This is a genomic window from Arthrobacter sp. YA7-1 (genome assembly GCF_025960325.1).
Classification (GTDB): Bacteria; Actinomycetota; Actinomycetes; order Actinomycetales; family Micrococcaceae; genus Arthrobacter; species Arthrobacter bambusae_A.
On record NZ_CP110114.1, the window covers coordinates 1,666,904 to 1,684,741 of the forward strand.

Annotated in this window: 15 protein-coding genes; all 15 read left to right on the forward strand. The window is 64.8% G+C overall.

The window, feature by feature from the left end; all coding sequences use genetic code 11:
- Positions 1–160: 160 nt before the first annotated feature.
- The 15 genes from rsmH to OIT41_RS07855 all read left to right on the forward strand — a co-directional run bounded on the left by rsmH (position 161) and on the right by OIT41_RS07855 (position 17,832).
- Positions 161–1,159 carry a 16S rRNA (cytosine(1402)-N(4))-methyltransferase RsmH gene (gene rsmH / locus OIT41_RS07785; RefSeq protein ID WP_241710348.1) on the forward strand — a complete coding sequence of 333 codons (999 nt, stop codon included), beginning with the start codon at positions 161–163 and terminating at the stop codon, positions 1,157–1,159.
- Positions 1,156–1,821: a hypothetical protein gene (locus OIT41_RS07790; RefSeq protein WP_264637719.1), complete on the forward strand. Its 666-nt coding sequence runs from the start codon at positions 1,156–1,158 to the stop codon at positions 1,819–1,821. The genes rsmH and OIT41_RS07790 overlap by 4 nt, the downstream gene beginning before the upstream one ends.
- Positions 1,822–1,875: 54 nt before the next feature.
- Positions 1,876–3,672: a peptidoglycan D,D-transpeptidase FtsI family protein gene (locus OIT41_RS07795; protein WP_264637720.1), complete on the forward strand. Its 1,797-nt coding sequence runs from the start codon at positions 1,876–1,878 to the stop codon at positions 3,670–3,672.
- A gap of 155 nt (positions 3,673–3,827) precedes the next feature.
- Complete coding sequence (locus tag OIT41_RS07800) at positions 3,828–5,465, forward strand: UDP-N-acetylmuramoyl-L-alanyl-D-glutamate--2,6-diaminopimelate ligase (protein WP_413542315.1); 1,638 nt, start codon at positions 3,828–3,830, stop codon at positions 5,463–5,465.
- Positions 5,466–5,471: 6 nt separating this feature from the next.
- A complete protein-coding gene (locus OIT41_RS07805; protein WP_264637721.1) occupies positions 5,472–6,962 on the forward strand; it encodes a UDP-N-acetylmuramoyl-tripeptide--D-alanyl-D-alanine ligase in 1,491 nt (496 codons plus the stop codon).
- Positions 6,959–8,068, forward strand: a complete 1,110-nt coding sequence (gene mraY / locus OIT41_RS07810; RefSeq protein WP_078105572.1) for a phospho-N-acetylmuramoyl-pentapeptide-transferase — start codon at positions 6,959–6,961, stop codon at positions 8,066–8,068. Before OIT41_RS07805 ends, mraY begins: the two co-directional genes overlap by 4 nt.
- Complete coding sequence (gene murD / locus OIT41_RS07815) at positions 8,050–9,651, forward strand: UDP-N-acetylmuramoyl-L-alanine--D-glutamate ligase (protein ID WP_264637722.1); 1,602 nt, start codon at positions 8,050–8,052, stop codon at positions 9,649–9,651. The genes mraY and murD overlap by 19 nt, the downstream gene beginning before the upstream one ends.
- Before the next feature lie 2 nt (positions 9,652–9,653).
- Positions 9,654–10,958 carry a putative lipid II flippase FtsW gene (gene ftsW / locus OIT41_RS07820; RefSeq protein ID WP_241710353.1) on the forward strand — a complete coding sequence of 435 codons (1,305 nt, stop codon included), beginning with the start codon at positions 9,654–9,656 and terminating at the stop codon, positions 10,956–10,958.
- Between the two features lie 6 nt (positions 10,959–10,964).
- Positions 10,965–12,086, forward strand: coding sequence for an undecaprenyldiphospho-muramoylpentapeptide beta-N-acetylglucosaminyltransferase (gene murG, locus OIT41_RS07825; RefSeq protein WP_264637723.1), 1,122 nt, complete (start codon positions 10,965–10,967; stop codon positions 12,084–12,086).
- On the forward strand, positions 12,083–13,456 hold the full coding sequence (murC, locus tag OIT41_RS07830) for a UDP-N-acetylmuramate--L-alanine ligase (protein ID WP_264637724.1): 1,374 nt from the start codon (positions 12,083–12,085) through the stop codon (positions 13,454–13,456). The genes murG and murC overlap by 4 nt, the downstream gene beginning before the upstream one ends.
- Positions 13,449–14,285, forward strand: coding sequence for a cell division protein FtsQ/DivIB (locus OIT41_RS07835; protein ID WP_078105567.1), 837 nt, complete (start codon positions 13,449–13,451; stop codon positions 14,283–14,285). Before murC ends, OIT41_RS07835 begins: the two co-directional genes overlap by 8 nt.
- 216 nt (positions 14,286–14,501) lie before the next feature.
- Positions 14,502–15,731 carry a cell division protein FtsZ gene (ftsZ, locus tag OIT41_RS07840; RefSeq protein WP_241710357.1) on the forward strand — a complete coding sequence of 410 codons (1,230 nt, stop codon included), beginning with the start codon at positions 14,502–14,504 and terminating at the stop codon, positions 15,729–15,731.
- A gap of 38 nt (positions 15,732–15,769) precedes the next feature.
- Positions 15,770–16,465: a polyphenol oxidase family protein gene (locus tag OIT41_RS07845; protein ID WP_264637725.1), complete on the forward strand. Its 696-nt coding sequence runs from the start codon at positions 15,770–15,772 to the stop codon at positions 16,463–16,465.
- Positions 16,458–17,213: a YggS family pyridoxal phosphate-dependent enzyme gene (locus OIT41_RS07850; RefSeq protein WP_264637726.1), complete on the forward strand. Its 756-nt coding sequence runs from the start codon at positions 16,458–16,460 to the stop codon at positions 17,211–17,213. The genes OIT41_RS07845 and OIT41_RS07850 overlap by 8 nt, the downstream gene beginning before the upstream one ends.
- Before the next feature lie 88 nt (positions 17,214–17,301).
- Positions 17,302–17,832: a cell division protein SepF gene (locus tag OIT41_RS07855; protein ID WP_078105563.1), complete on the forward strand. Its 531-nt coding sequence runs from the start codon at positions 17,302–17,304 to the stop codon at positions 17,830–17,832.
- Positions 17,833–17,838: the final 6 nt, after the last annotated feature.

Here is a 17,838-nt window from a genome sequence, read left to right on the forward strand (position 1 = left end):
CAATGCTTCTTGGACGGGATCTCCAGCCGCCCATCACATTGTTTTCCTGGCTCACCTTCCCCGGAGCCAGGCAGACGCTGCGATAGGCGCGGATGGGGATCCGGCTCAAGAAGCGACCCACCCGACTGACAGACGAACAATTCAGCTCTGAGGAGGCCGCATGGAGGAGCAAGACGCGCCAAAACCAACCTCGGAGCGACATGTACCGGTCCTGAAGGACCGGTGCATCAATTTGTTGGCCCCCGGTTTTGAAGCGGCCCGCAGCCGCGGCGAAACGCCCGTGGCCATCGACGCCACGTTGGGAATGGGCGGCCACTCCGAAGCGATGCTGCAGCGGTTCCCCGACCTGCACCTTGTCGGGATAGACCGGGACGAAGAGGCCCTCGCCCTCGCCGGAGAGCGACTGCAACCGTTTTCGGCCCGCACTGACCTCGTCCATGCGGTCTACGACGAGATCGAAGATGTCCTTACCGACCTTGGCATCCCCGAAGTGCACGGGATCCTCATGGATCTTGGCGTGTCATCCCTCCAACTGGACGAGCGGGAGCGCGGCTTTGCCTACTCCTACGACGCGCCCCTGGACATGCGGATGGATACCAGCCGCGGCCAGACGGCCGCTGACGTCGTCAACAACTACTCCGAAGAAGACCTGGTCCGGATCATCCGCAAGTGGGGCGAAGAGAAGTTTGCGGGCAGGATCGCCAACCGCATCGTCACGGCGAGGGCCTCCAAGCCATTCGCCACCACCGGCGAACTCGTCGAGCAGATCCGCGGGGTTGTTCCCGCGGCGGCTGCGAAATCCGGTGGGCACCCGGCCAAGCGGACTTTCCAGGCCTTGCGGATTGAAGTCAACGAGGAACTCGACGTCCTGGAGAGAGCAGTTCCTGCCGCTCTCTCAGCCTCAGCGATGGGGGGACGGGTAGTGGTGATGTCATACCACTCCCTCGAGGACAAGATCGTCAAGTCCGTCTTCCAGTCCCGGTCCAAGTCATCGGCCCCGCTCGGTTTCCCGGTGGAGCTGGAGGAGCACAAACCGGAATTCAAAACCTTGACCAAGGGCACGGAAGTGCCGACACCCGAAGAAATCGCCGAAAACCCGCGTGCGGCATCTGCCCGCCTGCGGGCCGTGGAACGCATCAAAGCGAGGAGAACAGCATGAGCACCGCTGCCGCGAAGATCCTGCCGACCACTGTGGGCAACACCGCGCGTGCCCTGCCCGCCCGAGGACCGGAGCGCGACGCGACCCGCAAGGCGCGGACCCCGCTCTCTCTCGTGCAGAGTGTTCCCGGACGACGGCGGACTCCCTTCGTCGTCTTTTGCTTCGGCGTGCTGGCGGCCGCCTTGATGACGGTCCTTGTACTGAACATCTCGGTTTCCACGGCCCAATACGACTTGGTGAAGCTCAGGAACGACGATGCGTCCCTGAACAAGCAGAACCAGGATCTGACACAGCAGGTGCAGAACTACCAAGCTCCCCAGAATCTGGCCGCCAAGGCCGCAGAATTGGGAATGGTAGCTTCCACTGCCACGGGCCAGATCGATCTGGACACTCTGACGGTCACAGGTAAAGCCACGCCGGCAACCAAGGGACAGAATCCCGGTGCCGTCATCGCCGCCCCTGCGGTTGCAGGCCAGTCCAGCGTGCAAGCTTCCGCGCCCGCCAAGAATGATTCGCTCGACAGCCGCAAACCCAGCGGGACGGCCGACCCGACGCCGGCCAAACCGCAGGCGCCCGTGGTTCCTGCGGCACCCAAGCCGCCGGTGGTGGATCTTCACGGTGGTTCGGTCCCGGTTCCACAGCAGAAGGTACCCGGGCAGTAGCGTCCAGCCGACCTGATGTCAGGTAAACAGCAAGGCAAGCAGCAAGGAATCGACGTGGTGCAGAAAACCGGCAAACCGAAGAACAAGAGAACGCCGGTGGCGAAGAAGCGCCTGCGCCTCGGGCTCGGAATCATGCTGACGCTGTTGCTGGTGATCGGGGGCAAGTTGTTCCTGGTCCAGGGCCTCGACGTCGGAGGCCTGGCCGAGGCGGCCTATAACAACAGGCTGACAACCACCATCCTGCCCGCCGAACGCGGCAAGATCCTTGACGCCAACGGCACCGTCCTCGCCAGCAGTGTGATCCGCTACGACATCGTGGTGGACCAAACGGTCAATACGAACACCGATCAGTTTCCTCGTTTCAACACCCAGACCCAGGCCATAGACACGATCTCCAGGTCCCAGGGCATTGCAGAACTTGCCAGCGCCTTGGGGATGGACGTCAACCAGGTCACCCAGGCGGTGACCGGCGTCAAGAAATACAACGTCGTGGCCAAGGAAGTGAAGCCGGACGTCGAAGACCGGATTTCACAGCTGCACATCCCGGGGGTGGTTTCGGAAGGCGTCAGCAAGCGTGTCTATCCCAACGGGAGCGTCGCCGGGGGCGTCATCGGCTTCCTCAAGGACGGCACCACGGGCCAGGCCGGCCTTGAGCAGACCCAGGACGCCCTCCTGCGCGGCAAGGACGGCAAGCGGGTCTTCGAGATCGGCGCCGACGGGCTTCGCATTCCCGTGGCGACCGACCTGCTGACACCCGCCGTGAACGGCCAGGACGTCAAACTGACCCTCAACACGGACATCCAGTACTTTGCGCAGCAAGCGATCCAGACCCAGGTCAACCAGCTCAATGCCGAGTGGGGCTCGATTGTCGTCGAGGACGTCAAGACCGGCAACATCATCGCGATGGCGGACACGAACGCTCCCGACCCCAACGACCCAGGGAAGGTCGCGGCCGCGGACCGCGGCGTGCGGTCCGTGACGGCGGCCTACGAGCCTGGTTCCGTCGAGAAGATGATCACGGCATCGGCCGCCATCAACGAAGGGAAGTCCAGCCCGCTGGACACCGTCACGATTCCACCGGCCCTGACCATTGACGGTCAGACGTTCACTGATGCCTTCGTGCACGGTACTGAGCAGAGGACCCTCGCCGGTATCCTCGGCTATTCAATGAACACCGGTACCGTGATGATCGGCAGCCGCCTGAGCAAGCAGCAGCGTTACGACTACCTCACCCGCTTCGGCATCGGCGAAGCCCCGGACATCGGGCTTCCCGCCGAATCGACCGGCATTCTCGCCAAGCCGGATCAATGGGACGACCGGCAGCAATACACCGTGTTGTTCGGCCAAGGTGTGTCCCAGTCCACGCTCCAGACCGTCCGGGCCTACCAAAGCGTGGCCAACGGCGGCGTGATGATCCAACCGCGGCTCATCGATGGCTACGTGGGAGCCGACGGTGTGGAGAACAAGGTGCCCGCCAAGGATTCCCGGCAGGTTGTCACCCCGGACACGGCCCAACAGGTCCGTGACATCCTCGAGAGCAACGTCACGATGGGCGAAGTGAAAGACGCCGGCATCGACGGATACCGGGTGGGTGCCAAGACCGGAACCTCCGAAGCGCCCCGCGAAGATGGCCTGCCCGGATTCGACGGCTACACCGCGTCCATTATCGGAATGGCTCCCATGGAGAATCCACGGTTCATTGTCGAGGTGGTTGTCCAGCGCCCCAAAGGGAACATCTACGGCATCACCCAAGGACCGATCTTCCGCTCGGTCATGGGCCAGGTGCTGCGCACCTACAACGTCCCGCCGTCCACCGGCACTCCGGCGCGGTTCCCGCAATACGGCAAGTAGCCGGCACGGCACTTCACGCCAGTACGGCAAGTAGCCCAGTTTCGCCAAGTAAGCTTGTTGGGCATCTGTCCGGCCACTTTACGATCCACCCATGCCGTTCCGGGAGTCCCATGATTCTCCCGCGGCCAGTATCACGAGTACCAACGGAGACCACCTTGTCAGAGCAGAATGACGCCGTATCGATCCCTCCAGGGAACCCGCCGGCTACGGACAACCCCGGCTTCCGTCCAGCCGTCGTGGCGCCTGTTCCCCTCGAGGCCATTGCCGCCTCCCTTGGAATCGCGCTGCCCCCGGACACGGGCGGCACCTCGGTGACCGGTGTATCCCTCAACTCGCGCACTGTCGAGCCGGGGGATCTGTACTTGGCCCTGCCCGGAGCCACCCGTCACGGGGCCGACTTCGTCGCCCAAGCGGTGGCTGCCGGTGCCGTGGCGGTCCTGAGCGATGAAGAGGGCGCCCGGCAATTGGCACTTGACGACCTTGCCGTTCCGGTGCTGATCGTCGGGAACCCCCGGGCCGTCGTCGGGACCCTCGCTGCCCTCATATACCGCAGCCAGCCGCTTGACGGGGGTTCGCCCACACTTTTCGGAGTGACCGGAACGAACGGCAAAACCACCACGACGTATTTCATCAACTCCCTCCTGCGCGCCCTGGGCATGAACCCCGGCCTCATCGGGACGATTGAAATCCTTGCCGGGGGTGAAGCCATCCCGAGCCTGCTGACGACGCCCGAGTCCACGGATGTCCACGCCTTGCTCGCCCTCATGCGTGAACGTGGTCTCGACGCGGCATCCATGGAAGTGTCGTCCCACGCCCTGTCATTCCACAGGGTCGACTCGGTGACGTTCGATGTTGCCGGTTTCACCAACCTGACACAAGACCACCTCGACCTGCACGGAAGCATGGACGAGTACTTCCGGACCAAAGCGGAGCTCTTCACAAGCGCGCACGCACGGCGTGCCGTAGTGACCGTGGACGACCCCTGGGGGCGCTTGCTGGCCGACGAGGCAGGAATTCCCGTGACCACGCTGTCGGCCACGCCTGGGAGCGACGCTGACTGGACGGTGGAGTCGGTCAAGCAACGCGGGCTTGGAACTGACTTCGAATTGCGCCACCGGGATGGAACGGTCCTGAGTGTCCATACAGGGCTGCCGGGGGACTTCAACGTCGCCAACGCGGCCCTGGCCACCATCATGGTGCTCGACTCCGGCATCGACCCGCAGGCCCTGCAGGCGGCCCTGGACCGGCACGACCCCTTCACCGTTTCCGTGCCGGGCAGGATGCAGCTGATCTCCGAAGCCCCGGCTTCCGTTGTCGATTTCGCGCACAACCCGGACGCCCTCGCGAGGGCGCTGAAGGCCGTGCGTTCGCAGTCACCCGGATCCCGCGTGATTGTCGTTTTCGGGGCCACAGGACAGCGTGACCAGGGCAAACGGCCGACCATGGGCGCCATCGCCGCCCGGCTCGCCGACGTCGTGATTGTCAGCGACGACGATCCCCATGACGAAGACGCCGCGACGATCCGTGCGGAAGTCCTCGCCGGGGCGCGTGCCGCCCGCGCATCAGAGGACCTTGCGTGCGAAATCATCGAGGCGTTCCCCCGGGACGCTGCCATCCGCCAAGCCGTGGACCTGGCCACTGAAGCAGACACCATCCTGATAGCAGGGCGGGGCCATGAAGTCTGGCAGGAAGTGAAGGGTGTCAACCTTGCCCTCGATGACCGGGTGGAGCTCCGGGCTGCCTTGACAGCCAGGGGATTCAAGGTTTCCACGGACGAGCGGATAGAGTCCTAGACCGAGATGATTGCACTTACTGCGGCGGAGATCGCCGATATTACCAATGGCCGATTGGCAGCGGACCCGGGCATTGTCCCGGTGTCCGTCGTTACCGATTCCCGTGAGGCGGCTGCCGGATCGTTGTACGTGGCCAAGCCCGGAGAGAACGCCGACGGCCATGCCTACGTGGGCGCCGCGTTTGAGCGCGGTGCCGTTCTGGCGCTGACCGAGCGCGACGTTTCCGACGACGACGGACGGCCCTACCCCGCCGTCGTCGTTGATGACGCCGTGATCGCGATGGGTGCCCTGGCCGCAGAGTCGGTGCGCCGCATCCGCGCCGCACGTGCCGCACAGGGGGAGCCGTTCACTGTCATCGGCATCACGGGCTCGGCGGGCAAGACCACTACCAAGGACCTGCTCGCGGGCGTTCTTTCCCGGGCCGGAGCCACGGTGGCACCGCAAGGTTCGTACAACGGTGAGGTCGGCGTGCCGCTCACCGTGTTCGGAGCCGATGCCGGCACCCGCTACCTCGTGATCGAAATGGGCGCCACCGGCGTGGGCCACATCAAGTACCTTGCCGAGATGGTCAAACCGGACATCGGCGTCGTTCTGTGCGTAGGCAGCGCGCACGCCGGCGAGTTCGGTGGCGTGGAGAACATCGCCAAGGCCAAGGGCGAACTCGTCGAAGCGCTGGGTCTCGATGGAACCGCCGTCATCAACCTCGACGACGCGCGGGTCGCGGCGATGGCCTCCCGCACCCGGGCCACAGTGCTGGGTACCACGGCCACGGGCGTATCCGGTTCCGCGGTCGAAGCGAGGAACGCCGATATCGACGGCGACGGCCACCCCGAATTCGAACTCCACCTGCCCGACGGCGGGATGCCGCACCGCGTCCACAGCAAGCTCATCGGTGCGCACCACATCACCAACTTGCTGGCTGCCGCGGCCGCAGCGTTCGCGGCGGGCCTCCCTGCCGCCGCGATTGCCGACTCGCTGAGCGAGCAGTCGCCGGCCAGCCGATGGCGAATGGAACGCACTGAGCGGGCAGACGGCGTCACCATCATCAACGACGCCTACAACGCGAATCCGGAATCCATGCGTGCAGCCTTGCGCACCCTCGCCGACCTCGGCCAGGGACGCCGTACCTGGGCGGTGTTGGGCGCGATGCTGGAGCTTGGCGAAGACTCCATCCGCGAACACACGGCAGTGGGCACGCAAGTGGTCCGCTTGAACATTTCCAGGCTCGTCGTGGTTGGCCGCGAAGCCCGGGCGCTGTACATTTCCGCGATCCAGGAGGGCTCCTGGGGCGAGGAATGCAGTTTCACCGAAACGGCCGACGAGGCCTACGAACTGCTGCAGGCCGAGCTCGCACCCGGTGACCTGGTGCTTTTCAAGTCCTCGAACGGGGTCGGCCTACGGTATTTGGGGGATCGGATAGCATTACCCCCACAGGCCGGAACGAGTGCGAACACCGCGGCTGCAACTGCCGCAAATGAAGGGAACGAGCTGCTGTGATTGCACTGTTGATCGGCGCGGGCGTCGCCCTCCTGGTGGCTTTGGTCGGTACGCCACTCTTCATCCGGTTCCTCGTCACGAAGGGCTACGGCCAGTTCATCCGCGACGACGGACCCACGTCCCACCACACCAAGCGCGGTACTCCCACCATGGGCGGTACCGTCGTCGTGGCCGCGGTGCTCATCAGCTATGGGTTGACCCACCTGATCATGTGGATGATGAATCCACGATCAGCGGGCCCGTCGGCTTCGGGCCTGCTCTTGCTGTTCCTCATGGTCGGGATGGGATTCGTGGGCTTCCTCGACGATTTCATCAAGATCTCCAAGCAACGCAGCCTCGGACTCAATGCCAAAGCCAAGTTGATCCTCCAGGCCTTCGTCGGCATTGTCTTCGCAGTGCTGGTCCTGAACTTCCCCGACTCGCAGGGAATCACGCCGGCCTCCACGCACATTTCCCTCGTGCGGGACATTCCCTGGCTGAACCTGGCCTTTGGGGGGACGGTCCTTGGGGCCATCCTGTTCGTCATCTGGTCGAACCTGATCGTCACTGCCGCAACCAACGGCGTCAACCTCACGGACGGGCTGGACGGCCTTGCGGCCGGTGCCTCCATCATGGTCTTCGGGGCCTACACGCTCATGGGGATCTGGCAGAACAACCAGGCCTGCGGTTCACCCCGCGAGGCAGGCAGCGGCTGCTATTCGGTCCGCGACCCGCTCGACCTGGCGCTCTTGGCGGCCATTTGCAGTGCCGCCTTGGTGGGCTTCCTGTGGTGGAACACGTCTCCGGCGAAGATCTTCATGGGAGACACCGGTTCCCTGGCCATCGGCGGCGCAGTCGCCGGCTTTGCGATCCTCTCCCGCACCGAACTCCTCCTGGGCATCATCGGCGGACTCTTCGTCCTCATCACGCTGTCGGTCATCATCCAGGTGGGCTACTTCAAGGTCACCAAGGGCAAGCGGGTCTTCAAGATGGCCCCCCTCCAGCATCACTTCGAACTCAAGGGCTGGGCCGAAATCACGGTGGTTGTCCGATTCTGGATTCTTTGCGGCCTGTTCGTGGCCGCGGGCCTGGGGATTTTCTATGCTGAATGGGTGGTGCTGCTGTGAGCGCAAGTCCTCAAACCAAGCCATCGGCGAATGATCGGCTCCGGAACCTCGTCAGTTGGGATTCCGACTGGAAGGGCCTGCGCGTCGTCGTGACAGGCATTGGCGTCTCCGGTTTCGCGGCCGCCGATACCTTGATCGAACTCGGCGCACGGGTGGTGGTGGTTGACGCGGCCACCAGCGCAAAAGCCCTCGCCCAGGCTGACACCTTGAAGATCGTCGGCGCAGCCGACGTCCTCCTTGGCCAGGACGCCGTCACAACGCTGCCCCGCGTGGACGGCGAAAAGGCCGAACTCGTCGTGACGTCTCCCGGCTGGCGGCCGGACCAGTCCCTCCTGGCAGCGGCCAAGCGGGCCCACGTGCCGGTGTGGGGCGACGTCGAACTCGCGTGGCGGGTCCGCGAACGCAAGGGCCGCAAGACGGCGGACTGGCTCACGATCACGGGCACCAACGGCAAGACCACGACGGTGGGCATGACCGAAGCCATGCTGCAGGCAGCCGGGCTCAAAGCAATCGCCGTGGGGAATGTGGGCACTCCCATCCTGGACGCGCTCCGCGACCCCGTGGAGTATGACGCTTTCGCGGTTGAACTTTCCAGCTTCCAGTTGCATTGGATCGAATCCCTTTCCCCTGTGGCCAGCGTCTGCCTCAACGTCGCCGAGGACCACGTCGACTGGCATGGTTCCTACGACTCCTACCTTGCCGACAAGGCAAGGATCTTCGAGAATACCCAGAAGGCGTGCATCTACAACGCTGAACAGATCGAGACCGAACGCATGGTGGAAAACGCGGACGTGGTCGAAGGTTGCCGGGCAATCGGTTTCACCACCTTGACGCCGGCCGTCAGCATGCTCGGCGTCGTCGAGGGCTTGCTCGTGGACCGCGCGTTCATCGAAGAACGCAAGAGTTCGGCAGAGGAACTTGCGTCCATGGCTGATCTGGGTCCCGCTGCGCCGCGCCACATGGTTGCCAACGCGCTGGCCGCGGCCGCGCTGGTGCGGGCCTACGGCGTCGAACCGTCCGCAGTGCGCCAGGGGCTCAGGAACTATCTTCCGGGAGACCACCGCATCCAGCCCGTGGCCAAGCAGAACGGCGTGCTCTGGGTCAACGACTCCAAGGCGACCAATCCGCACGCCGCGTCAGCGGCCCTGTCGGCGTTCACCAAGGTCGTCTGGATTGCGGGCGGTTTGTCCAAGGGCGTCAACTACGACGAGCTGGTCAAAAGCAACGCGCCCAGGCTCAAGGCGGTGGTGCTGATCGGCTCGGACACCACTGACCTGGAAGCGTCCCTCAAGCGACACGCGCCGGATGTGCCCGTAATCGGGCAGCCCAAGGGCGACACTGAAATGGTGCAGTCCGCCGATTCAGCTGGTGCCGCCGCGGAACCGTCTCCGATCTTCGGCGACACCGTGATGGCCCATGCTGTCGAGTCGGCAGCAGGTATCGCCGAGTCCGGCGATACTGTGCTGATGGCCCCGGCGGCTGCCTCCATGGACCAGTTCTCTTCCTACGCTCACCGTGGCGATGCTTTCATCCGGGCAGTGCGCGAGCTTGTGGAAGGCCAGGCACAGACCACCGAGGAGTAACAATGGTCAGCACGCCCACGCGCAGCGGTCCCGGGCGGACCCGGGCCGGGAACCCAGACCCCGCTCGAGGCGCGGCCGGCGTTGCCCGAGCCTCCCTGCTATTCCGCATTCGTTCCGGGATAGCTGGTTTCTGGTCAACGCTTGAGGGAAGCGGCAAATCCAGGAACGGGTCCACGTACTACCTGATTCTCGGCGCATCGCTCGCGCTCACGGCAATCGGGATCATCATGGTCCTTTCGGCGTCCAGTGTCGAAGCGATTGCGGCCGGCGAGTCTCCCTACTCGATCGCCACCAAGCAAGGCATGTTCGCCGCCATCGGCATCGTTGCGATGCTGGTGCTTTCACGGGTCAACGTCCTGTGGCTGAAGAGATTCGCGTGGCCCTCGATCATTCTTGCCGGCGCCTTGTTGGTGCTGGTCCTCATTATCGGCAAGCGCGTGCTGGGCAACCAGAACTGGATCGAGATCGGAGGCTTCACCTTCCAGCCATCGGAATTCGCCAAGTTCGCGCTGGTGCTCTGGATGGCCACGGTCCTTTCCGTCAAGGCCAAGCTCCTCGACAAGTGGACGCATGCACTGATCCCGATCGTTCCGGTCTCCGGCGTGATCATTACCTTGATTGTCCTGGGGCACGACCTTGGAACGTCGTTGGTGGTCATGTTGATCATGGCGGCCGGCCTGTTTTTCGGCGGCGTCAACCTGAAGCTCTTCGCCGGGGCGGGGGGTGTTGCCGCCGCGGTAGCACTGGTACTTGCGGTGACCAGTGGAAACCGGATGTGCCGGATCACCTCGTGGATGGGGCAGAGCTGCGCCGGGGCGAGTGACATCGGCTTCCAGAGCGAACAAGGGCTCAGCGCCCTTGCCTCAGGCAGCTGGTTCGGAGTTGGCCTTGGCCAGAGCCGGCAAAAATACCAGTGGATTCCCGAAGCCCACAACGACTTCATCTTCGCTGTCATCGGGGAGGAGCTTGGCCTCGTGGGGACCATCGTGGTCCTGGTGCTTTTCGCGCTGCTTGCCGTTGCCATCTACCGGGTTGTCAGCCACCAGGAAGACTTGTTCGCCCGCGTGCTCGGCGGCTCAATCATGGCGTGGATGCTTGGTCAGGCCGCGATCAACATGGCCATGGTGGCCGGCCTGCTGCCGGTGATCGGCGTTCCCCTGCCTTTCATTTCCTATGGCGGTTCAGCATTGGTGATGTCCCTATGCGGCGTGGGCGTAGTGTTGTCTTTGGCCCGCGCCCAAATGGCTCCTGCCAGCCGTTCCAAGCCGCGCTGGCGACTTGCGAAAACTGCACGAAAGCGTACATAGCACTCCATGAATTCCCAAACCAAGGATTCCCAGCCCAAACCCCTCTCCGTGGTCCTCGCCGGCGGCGGGACCGCCGGACACATCAGCCCGTTGCTCGCCATTGCCGACGCGATCACGTCGCTGCGGCCGGACGCCAGGATCCTTGCCGTCGGCACGCCCCACGGCATGGAAACGCGGCTCGTTCCGGCCGCCGGCTACGAGTTGGCAACGATCGATCGGGTTCCCTTTCCCCGGAAGCCTTCCGCGGATCTGCTCAAACTGCCCGGCAGGCTGGCGGCGGCGGTCAAGCAAGCCGGCCGAATCCTGGACGACGCACACGCCGACGTCCTCCTCGGCGTCGGCGGCTATGTCTGCACTCCCATGTACCTCGCGGCCTGGCGTCGCAGGATCCCCATCGTCATCCACGAGGCCAACACGCGCGCCGGGCTCGCCAACCGGGTGGGAGCCATGTTCACGAAGCATGTCGGGGTGGCCTTCCCCGAGACCCGGCTGCGGCATGCCCGCCACGTGGGGATGCCCATGCGCAAGGCCATCGCCGGTCTGGACCGTGAGGCCTGGCGTGCGGAGGCCAGACAGTCCCTGGGCCTGGACGCCGGACAGCCCGCACTCATCGTGACGGGCGGTTCTTCCGGTGCCCAGAGCATCAACCGCACCATCGCCGGCGCGGTCGCCGCTTTGGCGGAAGCCGGCATCCAGACGCTGCACATCACCGGCCGGGGCAAGGCGGTGACCAACGACGACGGCGCCCCCCTGGCGGCCGACGGCTACCACCAGGTGGAATACGTGGACGGCATGGAGAATGTCTACGCGGCAGCCGACGTCCTCCTTGCCCGGTCCGGCGCGGCAACGGTCAGTGAGGTGGCCGCCGTCGGGCTCCCCGCGGTATTCGTTCCGCTGCCCATCGGAAACGGCGAGCAGGCACTGAACGCCTCCGCCTTGGTCAAGGCCGGGGCGGCGCTTCTGGTCGACGACCGGGCACTGACCGCGGAATGGCTCAAAGCCGAGGTGATTCCTTTGCTCACGGATCAGGCCCGCCTCGAGGACATGGCCAGCAAGGCAAAAGGACTTGGCATCAGAAATGCTGATCAGCGGATGGCTGGTCTCGTCTTGGAAGCGGTAAGCGAATGACCCAGCCCCTCGCAGACATTGGCTCCCTTGGCCGGGTCCACTTCATCGGCATCGGCGGCGTGGGCATGTCAGCCGTCGCACGCATCATGGTGGCCCGGGGCGTACCCGTGAGCGGTTCGGACGCGAAGGACCTGCCCGTCATGCATGACCTCCGGTCCGCCGGGGCACGGATCGCAGTTGGCTACGCCGCGGAAAACCTTGGGGACGCACAGACCGTCGTCGCCGGTTCGGCCATCAAAGCCGACAACCCGGAACTGGAGGCGGCCCGGGCCGCCGGCCTGCCGGTGCTGCACCGTTCGGAAGCCCTCGCCGCGACCATGGGCACGGACCGGGTGGTGACCGTGGCCGGCACGCATGGCAAGTCCACCACGACGTCAATGGTGGCTGTCTTGCTCAAGGAAGCGGGCCTCGATCCCTCGTTCGCCATCGGCGCCAACGTACCCGCCCTCGGGGTGAACGCGGCGCACGGCACCTCGGACATCTTCGTTGCCGAAGCCGACGAATCGGACGGCTCCTTCCTGAACTACCGGCCCCTCATAGCCGTCGTCACCAACGTCGAAGCCGACCACCTGGACTACTACGGCACGCCGGAGGCGGTCCATGCCTCCTTCGACAGTTTCGCTGCGCTGTTGCCCGCCAACGGGGTCCTTTTTGCCTGCGCGGACGACGACGGCGCCCGGGCCCTTGCGGAACGGACCCGCGAAGCGGGCAATACCCGGGTGCTGAGCTACGGGACCTCGGAGGACGCCGATATCCGCCTCGACGACCGGGGACCCGGCGATGTCCGGGTTTCTGTCGACGGACAGGAGTACGCGCTTGACCTCCAAGTGCCAGGGCGGCACAACGCCTTGAACGCGGCGGCCGCGTTCGCCGTCGCCGTCGAGCTCGGCGTCGCGCCCGAAGCTGCCTCGGCCGCCCTCGGCCGTTTCACCGGAGCCTCGCGGCGATTCGAGTTCAAGGGGCAGGGGAGGGGCGTGCGTGTCTACGACGACTACGCCCACCACCCCACGGAGGTCCGGGCGGCCTTGGCGGCGGCGCGCTCGGTGGCAGGCGGCAACAAGGTGCATGTGCTTTTCCAGCCGCACCTGTTTTCGCGCACCCGCGAATTCGCGGAGCAGTTTGCGGAAGCGCTTGGCGAGGCGGACACGGCCCTCGTGCTGGACATCTATCCTGCCCGCGAGGATCCCATACCCGGAGTCACGAGTACCTTGATCACGGGCCGCCTGAAGAGTGGCAGGCTCGTGGCCGGCGGACAGGAAGCACTGGACGCGGTTCTCGCCGCGGCCGGCGAGGGCGACATCGTCCTGACCGTCGGAGCCGGCGACGTGACGGCCTACGGGCCCCGGATCGTGGAGTTGTTGGGTGGCTGACACCCGGAAACCCACTTTCAAGCCGCAGGCAGGCAAGCCCGGCGTCGTCAGTGCCGAACGCAGCCTCGACGATCCCGCCGGAGGCCCTTCGGAAGCCGCGGGCGTCAAGGACAGCAATGTGCTCGCCTTTCCGGAGCCCAAGGGACGCAAGCGGCGGCGGACGGTGCTCACGGTGCTGGCCATCGTCGTCGCGCTGGTCGCCGGAATCATCGTTGCGGCGGTCTATTCGCCGGTGTTCGCCGTGCGCACAGTGACTGTCGACGGCACCAAGCTGCTCCAGGCAGGGAGCGTCCAGAAGGCCCTTGAGCCGGTGAAGGGGAAACCCCTACCGCAAATCAACGACGCCGACATCGCCGCGCTGCTCAAACCCCTCGTCCAGGTGCGTTCCGTCAGCACCGAGGCCCGCCCGCCGTCGGAACTTTTGGTCCACGTCGTGGAGCGGGTGCCCGTGGCGCTGGTCAAGAGCGGTGACAACTATTCACTGGTTGACGTCGATGGCGTCCAGCTTGGATCAACCGCGGATCCCGCATCGGTTGCCTTGCCCCTCATCGACGGGCAGGGAGCCAACCAGAGTCTCTTCAGGGCGATCACGGCTGTACTTGCGACGCTGCCGGCGGATGTTCTGGCGAAGATGGCCAGCGCGTCGGCCACCTCGCCGGACGCCGTCGAGCTCAAGCTGACGGACGGCAAGACTGTTGTCTGGGGGAATGCGGACGAGAAGGAGCTGAAGGCGCGCGTCCTCGAGGCGTTGCTCAAGGCTCCCGTTAATCCAAAAGTTCCAGTGAACGTTTACGATGTCAGCACGCCGAGGCATCCGTTTACCAAATAGGCCATTTCACGAAGTAATCTCGCCTGACGCACAGGGCTATTTTTCGGACTTTCACACGACACGCGGAGGCGGTCATTGAATGTCGGATTCATAGCCCATACCGTCACATAAGAGTTACTTGACATAACTATAACCTTCAACTAGAGGGTTAAGGTCCAAGAATTCAAGTTGGACTCGATCTGTTTCGCTATAGGACACAAGCAAGGGGCACGAAACGTGGCAGCACCGCAGAATTACTTGGCCGTCATCAAGGTCGTCGGCATCGGCGGCGGTGGCGTGAATGCAGTTAACCGAATGATCGAAGTCGGCCTCCGCGGCGTCGAGTTCATCGCCATCAACACCGATGCCCAGGCTCTCCTCATGAGCGACGCGGACGTCAAGCTTGACGTCGGACGCGAGCTCACGCGAGGCCTGGGAGCCGGCGCCAACCCCGACGTCGGTCGCCAGGCCGCCGAGGACCACGCCGACGAGATCGAAGAGGTCATCCGCGGAGCGGACATGGTGTTCGTCACCGCAGGCGAAGGCGGCGGAACCGGAACCGGCGGCGCCCCCGTCGTGGCCCGGATCGCCCGCTCGCTCGGTGCCCTGACCATCGGCGTCGTCACCCGGCCCTTCACCTTCGAAGGCCGCCGACGCGCCGGTTCGGCCGAGGCCGGAATCGACGCCCTGCGCGACGAAGTCGATACCCTCATCGTCATCCCGAACGACCGTCTGCTCTCCATCAGCGACCGTAACGTCTCCGTCCTGGACGCTTTCCGTTCCGCTGACCAAGTACTCCTGTCCGGTGTCCAGGGCATCACCGACCTCATCACAACTCCCGGCCTGATCAACCTTGACTTCGCCGACGTGAAGTCGGTCATGCAGGGTGCGGGCTCCGCGCTGATGGGCATCGGCTCGGCCCGCGGCGAGGACCGCGCGGTCAAGGCGGCAGAGCTCGCCATCGCTTCGCCGCTCCTGGAAGCGTCGATCGACGGTGCGCACGGCGTCCTGCTCTCCATCCAGGGCGGCTCCGACTTGGGTCTGTTCGAAATCAACGAGGCCGCGCGGCTCGTGCAGGAAGTGGCCCACCCCGAGGCCAACATCATCTTCGGTGCCGTCATCGACGACGCCCTGGGCGACGAAGCACGCGTCACGGTCATCGCCGCCGGTTTTGACGACCTCAAGGCGACGTCCCCGTCAATGAACCAGTCCGCTGCCCAGCAGCCCGGCCAGCACCAGGCCCCTGCGGCGCCGGACCGTCCCGCACCGTCGGCTGCCCCGGCCTATTCGGCGCCGCAGCACGTGTCCGCCGGCGTCGGGGCTTCGGGCTTGAGCAACTGGGGACAGCAGCGCCCGTCGGCCTTGCCCGCCGACTCGGGCTTCGACGTCGACCTCCCGGCCGTCGTCGAACCGGACCTTTCGGGAAGCCGCACCGACGACCTCGATGTTCCGGACTTCCTGAAGTAGCCAGTCCGTTCAAACCCACCCAGGAGAGTCAGCCAGTAGTGTTTTGGTGGCGAAAAGAAGTGCGACCGGGGATATCGGTCGCCTTCTCCGATGACGATGCGGGCAACCTTGCACTGCACGTGGCGGACAACCCTGACGATGTCATGGCGCGCCGGGCCCGGCTGGAAGCAGCAGCGGGGCTCGGCGAACGCCGTTTCCAATTCATGAACCAGGTCCACGGGAAAGCCGTCGAATTCATTTCCGCGCACGGGGACGGACCGACGGCCGACGCCATGGTGTCCAGGGGGCAGCCCCTCGCGGTGATGGTGGCCGACTGCGTCCCCATCGTCCTGTTGGGCGAAGTGCGTAACGAAGCCGACCCCGTCCTTGCGGTGGTCCACGCCGGGCGGCCCGGCGTTGCTGCGGATATCGTTTCCGCCACCGTGGTGGATATGCGACACCGCGGTGCCGCGACCATCAGCGCCTGGGTTGGACCTTCCATCTGCGGCGAATGCTACGAAGTTCCCGAGGAGCTGCGGTCCGAGGTAGCTGCCGCCGTCCCGGAAACCTGGTCGACAACCTCGTGGGGCACTCCCGCGCTGGACCTGCCTGCCGGTGTGCGTGCCCAGCTGAAAGCCCTCGGCGTCACGGTCGAGTACTCGGGAGAGTGCACGCTGGAGACCGCGAAGCTTTACTCCTACCGGCGCAGTCAGCAGACTGGCCGCTTCGCAGGTTTGGTGTGGACCCATGAGTGAGGTTTTTCCAACGGCTGAAAGCAGGCCGGACGACTCGCGGACCGCTGAACTGCGCGAACGGCTCGCCGTGGTCCGCCGGCGGATATCCGCGGCAACCACCGCCGCCGGGCGAAGCGAAGAGCCGCAACTGATAGTCGTCAGCAAGTTCCATCCCGCGGCGGATGTAGCCCGGCTGGCGGCACTTGGCGTCACGGACGTCGGTGAAAACAGGGACCAGGAAGCATCCGCGAAGTTCGCCGAGCTGGCCGGACTCCCGGTGCGTTGGCACTTCATCGGTCAACTGCAAAGCAACAAGGCCAAGTCCGTGGCGAAATACGCGTTTTCCGTGCAGTCAATCGACCGCCCTCAACTCGCCGAGGCCTTGGCCTTGGCCAAGGCTGTCGCGCGGCAACAGTCCGAGACGGGCAGGCCGGACCTTGATTGCTACATCCAGGTCAATCTTGAGCACGACGGCGGCGCCCACCGCGGCGGCGCCGCCCCATCCGACGTCGAACGCCTCGCCGGGTCCATCGCCACCGCTTCCGGTCTGCGCCTGGCCGGCGTGATGGCCGTCGCGCCGCTCGGAGCGCCCCCGGAGGCGGCGTTCGAGAAGCTCGCAGCCATTTCAACGGATCTGCGGAAGCTGCATCCGGACGCTGCGGGGATATCGGCCGGGATGAGCCAGGACCTCGAAGCTGCCGTGCAATTTGGCGCGACACACCTGCGAATTGGCTCGGATATTCTCGGTTCGCGTCCGCGGGTGGGGTAGCGTCAAAGTATTGGAAGCGACGGGCCGGGATTTCAGCTATGTCAAGTCATGGGCGGCCCGCCTACTGCAGACACGATAGGAGTCCAGCATGGCTGGCGCACTGCGCAAGACAATGGTTTATCTTGGGCTCGCCGATGGCGATGAACACTACGAGTCTGAGCAGCACGTGCAGCACACGGACGAAGACCGGTCTGTCGACCACAATCGTGAAGAGCGCCGCGCCCCTGCACCTGTACGTGAAGTAGTTCGTGAAGTCCCCCCTGTCGCCGAAGAGGAATACCGCGCACCCGTGACACCTATCAAGCGTGCGGCATCGAGCCGCGAAGACGCCTCCGGACTGAGGCAGATCACCACCGTCCACCCCCGCTCCTATAACGACGCCAAGATCATCGGCGAAAGTTTCCGGGACGGCATCCCCGTGATCATGAATGTCACCGACATGGGTGAGGGAGATGCCAAGCGCCTCGTTGACTTCTCCGCCGGGCTGGTCTTCGGACTCCATGGCAGCATCGAGCGCGTTACCAGCAAGGTTTTCCTGTTGTCGCCGTCGTACGTCGAAGTTCTTGGCGACGACAAGAAGGTCAGCGAAGCCCAAGCAACGTTCTTCAACCAGAGCTAGCACAGT